The sequence below is a fragment of the Pseudomonas amygdali genome, from assembly GCF_002699855.1.
Taxonomy (GTDB): domain Bacteria; phylum Pseudomonadota; class Gammaproteobacteria; order Pseudomonadales; family Pseudomonadaceae; genus Aquipseudomonas; species Aquipseudomonas amygdali.
Genome location: NZ_LKBW01000156.1, coordinates 1 through 2,752 on the forward strand (window position 1 = coordinate 1; position 2,752 = coordinate 2,752).

A 2,752-nucleotide genomic window follows, 5' to 3' on the forward strand; every position below is an offset into this window, starting at 1 on the left:
CCTTCAGGTAGAGTGATGACTAACGGGATCGTTTTTTGTCTATCTCCCCCGGCAGCAGAATTATCAAGATAAACTTTCCCGCCTCGATCAATAAAATCACCTAGCCGCATCCGAACATTGATATCCCCATCGCGNCCATCGCGACTATATGAAGGCCCACCTGTCATTACGTTCAATGAGGGGCCTAGGTCACGAGCCTCACGAATAACTGGCCAATACGCATTTGAGGTCCCTTCAGGGAAGCCGCCATTTGGATTTGGCCTCAGACTCTCATGATCACGAACCCATGTCCTTGAAATGGGGTTACCGCTTACCCTGCCGTCGACAAGAAACTCAGGTGACATCGTTCGGTAAACCGGCGTATTTTTTTTGAAATTAAACATGCGCATAGGATCTTGCTGTTCTAAAAACCGTTTACGCTCAGTAGAGTTTAGCTGGTCTACAGACGTAATACGATTTCCGCCGCTGCTGGCTAGGTTTCCGTGCGACGCGACATGCTGAGGTGAACAGGTACTAGGTTTTGTACGAAAAGTATTGCCGCATACAACGTAGGCTACAAGCCAGCGTGACCATGGCTGCGTAGCTCTTGGCCAGCTTGTCGTAGCGAGTGCCAATTCGGCGGTTCTCTTTTAGCCAGCCAAACATCCGCTCAATGATGTTGCGCTGCCGATACTTGGGACGATCAAAAAGTCGGGGCAAGCCAGGCCGGGGTTTGCGTGGCATGGCGCGTAGCGGGATCACAGGCTGTATTCGGTAACGGTCGCAGTAGCTACGCAGGTGTTCTGCGTCATAGCCTTTGTCAGCCAGTAACCATCTACTGCGTTTTCGTGGTCGCCCCGGCCTACCGGGAATGCGCACCTTATCCAGCAACGGCTGGGCGTGAGCGATATCGCTGGCTTGCCCCGGTGAAAGCATGAAGCGCAATGGCACGCCATTAGCGTCGCAAACCATATGAATCTTGGTCGTCAGGCCGCCTCGACTGCGCCCCAGAGCATGGTCTAGCGGTTCTTCAGAGAGGCTCGGGTTGCACGTACCGCCGTGGAGTCGATCATCCAGGTGTCCAGATCGATCAGTCCTTCCTGGTTGAGTCGAATGTGCAAGCGCTCCAGTATCCGGTCGAACGTACCGTCATCGCGCCAGTCGCGAAAACGCTGATACACCGTCGACCAAGGCCCAAAGCGTTCCGGCAGATCACGCCAGGCAGCACCCGAGCACAAAATCCAAAGGACTCCGTGGAGTATCAAACGATCATCACTACGTGGGCGACCCATTTTCTGCTCGGGAGAAACCAGATCCTTGATCAATTCCCACGATGAGTCGGAGAGTTCGTAACGCTTTGCCATGCGGGCCTCCAGCCAATCATGGCGGCAATTCTACCCCAGCCGACTTTTCGTACAAAACCTAAGAAAAAAGAACAGACGGCGCGTTTGTGGCGGAGCGTGCCCAGAGCAGGAGTAAAAGGATGTCAAATTGGTATCTTGTCAACCACAATCCAAAAGCAGTTCAGGGAATCATTTTTCGCATTCGCGCTCTAGGCGCAGAAGATGTGTATTCCCCAGCTAATCTAAAAATTACTAAAAGGTTAGACTGCAATGGGGTCCGAACCTCAGAAACGCAGTTGTTTCCCGGTTATCTGTTTGTAAAGTTGAACCCTGAGGTTTTACACACGTCCATCGTTTTGCAGGTTTCAGGAGTTAAAGAGTTTGTGAGCTTTGGTGGTGTTCTTGCTACCGTATCAGACTGCTTGATCGAAGCTATAAAAAGCTCTCTTTTAGTCAGGGTAGATAAAAAAGTTACACAGATTGAGTGCCACGGCGTTCATCCAGAATTGCTGGTTGAGCTTGAATCCATCACTCTAATAAAATCTAGTCTTGACAGACAAGCTGCGCTTTTCAAGTTGTTGCAGGAAGAGAGTAGGATTTTGAATCGAGACGATTCCCGTGTTGTGTCAGTAATAGACCGTCCGTTCGTAGATGAACTAATTAGCTAGAATAACTGAAAATTTGAATTCAACACTGCAAGCTTATTGTGGTGTTTTGATATGTGGAGAGTATATGTCCATGAAAGACCGTGGGAAGATTGGTTCTAAAGCGGAGGTTCGTGTCATTTATATTGGTGCTGAGCGCTTCACTACCCTTTCTGAATCGGCCATTGACGTGAGCTATAGGGGTAAGAGGCAAATTACAGCTTCTCAGATGGCCCAATATGTAGTCGATAACTATCTTGAGGTCGCTATGGAGAAATTATTAAAAGAAATTCAATCTTCCTAATGTAACAGCAAACCTTATGGAGGTTTAAATGCTCACCACCAGTGCCTTCCTGGCCCTGGCTATGCAATGTGCTCCCTCGATACACCCAGCCACGCTTACTCCCATCGTCAAGACAGAATCCTCCTTCAATCCCTATGCCATTGGCGTGGTCGGCAAAGTGTTGCCGCGTCAACCGCAAAGTCTGGATGAAGCTGTATTGGTGGTGAAGCAGCTGGTGGAGGAGGGCGCTAACTTCAGCATCGGCCTGGGCCAGATCAACCGGCAACATTTCGATGTCAGCCGACCCGAACCTGTATTCGAACCCTGTACCAATCTGCGCATGGCCGCCGCTGTTCTTGAACAGTGCTATGCAGTGACCAGCGCCAAGGAGCCCAACCGGCAGGCAGCGCTGCACAAAGCCATTTCCTGCTACTACAGCGGCAACCCCAAACGCGGATTCAAGGCCGAGGCCGCTTTTGGCGGCAGCAGCCACGTGCAACGGG

General features: G+C 50.7%; 4 protein-coding genes and 1 pseudogene. 3 read left to right on the forward strand and 2 right to left on the reverse strand.

Annotated elements, in window-relative coordinates:
- The coding region (locus AO277_RS12350; protein ID WP_143492762.1) for an AvrPphF family type III effector at nucleotides 1-614 on the reverse strand (614 nt) is incomplete at its 3' end.
- Nucleotides 514-1,343, reverse strand: a pseudogene (locus tag AO277_RS12355) (IS5 family transposase). The pseudogene AO277_RS12355 and the gene AO277_RS12350, both read right to left, overlap by 101 nt.
- 119 nt (nucleotides 1,344-1,462) lie before the next feature.
- Between AO277_RS12355 and AO277_RS12360 the strand changes: the two are divergent.
- From AO277_RS12360 to AO277_RS12370, 3 genes are all read left to right on the forward strand, one after another.
- Nucleotides 1,463-1,990: a transcription termination/antitermination NusG family protein gene (locus AO277_RS12360; protein ID WP_099258988.1), complete on the forward strand. Its 528-nt coding sequence runs from the start codon at nucleotides 1,463-1,465 to the stop codon at nucleotides 1,988-1,990.
- Nucleotides 1,991-2,054: 64 nt separating this feature from the next.
- On the forward strand, nucleotides 2,055-2,270 hold the full coding sequence (locus AO277_RS12365; RefSeq protein WP_004666691.1) for a hypothetical protein: 216 nt from the start codon (nucleotides 2,055-2,057) through the stop codon (nucleotides 2,268-2,270).
- Nucleotides 2,271-2,298: 28 nt separating this feature from the next.
- The coding region (locus AO277_RS12370) for a lytic transglycosylase domain-containing protein (protein WP_143492764.1) at nucleotides 2,299-2,752 on the forward strand (454 nt) is incomplete at its 3' end.

What these genes read in the sequence shown, in the direction of transcription:
- AO277_RS12365 (WP_004666691.1), top strand. Translation starts at nt 2,055, where the DNA reads ATGTCCATGAAAGACCGTGGGAAGATTGGTTCTAAAGCGGAGGTTCGT.
- AO277_RS12360 (WP_099258988.1), top strand. Translation starts at nt 1,463, where the DNA reads ATGTCAAATTGGTATCTTGTCAACCACAATCCAAAAGCAGTTCAGGGA.